Raw genomic sequence first — 1,151 nt, 5'->3', positions numbered from 1 at the left:
GCGTTATGTGTTTCTGCACGATATCATGACTATATCTATCGGTATTTTGTTTTGTTAAAATCCCCTTTTATAGTGTGTGATTGCATAGGTTCCATATGAATATAGATGAGTTCTTAGTTGATAGCATTTCTTTATTAAAGGCTAATGGTCAGGTTTTTGAAAACTTGAAAGCGCAAGTTTCTCAGAAGCAGATACTTATGAAAGGTGATATAGCTATCGATGTAGGTGACACCATTGTAAGGTCCTTAGAGAATGGCATTTCAGAACGGTACTGTGTTAAGGATCCTGTTTATCAAGCGAGTGTGTTAAGTTTTCCAGCTCATTATAAACTCCAAGTAGAAAAAGAAGGTGTTGCGCCTGCAATGCCTAGTCAAATGAATGTTACACACAATACCTATCACCTGCATGGTGATAACTCGCGAGTAAATAATCAGAGTACAGACAATTCTTTTAATATAGTTGCTAACGATATAGGCAGCTATATAAAGCAACTACGTTCAGAAATTCAAAAAGTTGTAACAGAGCCTCATGAGCTTGAAGAAGCGTTAGGTGTTGTTGACGTAATTGAAGGGCAGCTCGAAAGTCCCAAGCCAAATAAAACGATTGTTACAAGTATGATTAGCGCCCTCCCAGCTTTGGGAAATATTGCATCAATAGGCTCTCTCATCGTGGGAGCAATGGGCTTGTGATATGAAGTTAGACCAATATGTAGAAGAAACGATTAAGCAAATAATCGATGGTGTAAACTCAGCATCAGAATACGCGAAAAGAAATGGCGCTTTAGTTAACCCTAGAGCTGTAGGCGGAGCTAGAGCACGACTTTTTGTGCAGGGACAAGATTCTGTTCCAGTTCATGAAATTGACTTCGATGTTGCAGTATCAGTCTCTGAGAGCAATATCAATTCGGTGCCGGAAATTACTGTAGGTTCAATTACTCAGTCTTCGACCGGAGCGAGTAGTGATAGCCAAAGTTCAATCAGTAGAATTAAGTTCACTATCCCAGTTGCATTACCAATGGCAAGATAAACACATAACAATCTGTTTAAGAGTGATTCGCAACGCTTGGCATTTTTGCTATGCGTTGCGTTTAGTGTTTAAGGTGGCATGCGGTAGCTTCAGTATTGCGTTGCTCACACCTTAACAGGGCGTTA

2 protein-coding genes are annotated in these 1,151 nt (G+C 39.8%); both read left to right on the top strand.

Annotation, left to right across the window (positions count from 1 at the left end; genetic code table 11):
- Positions 1-95: 95 nt before the first annotated feature.
- On the top strand, positions 96-689 hold the full coding sequence (locus NL647_RS27105) for a hypothetical protein (RefSeq protein WP_065090365.1): 594 nt from the start codon (positions 96-98) through the stop codon (positions 687-689).
- A gap of 1 nt (position 690) precedes the next feature.
- Entirely contained in the window at positions 691-1,026 is a 336-nt protein-coding gene (locus NL647_RS27100) for a hypothetical protein (protein ID WP_253650916.1), read from the top strand.
- Positions 1,027-1,151 lie beyond the last annotated feature (125 nt).

Origin of the sequence: Vibrio sp. Y29_XK_CS5, from assembly GCF_024181835.1 — a bacterium.
GTDB classification, from domain to species: domain Bacteria; phylum Pseudomonadota; class Gammaproteobacteria; order Enterobacterales; family Vibrionaceae; genus Vibrio; species Vibrio harveyi.
This window is presented reverse-complemented; position numbering and strand designations above follow the sequence as displayed.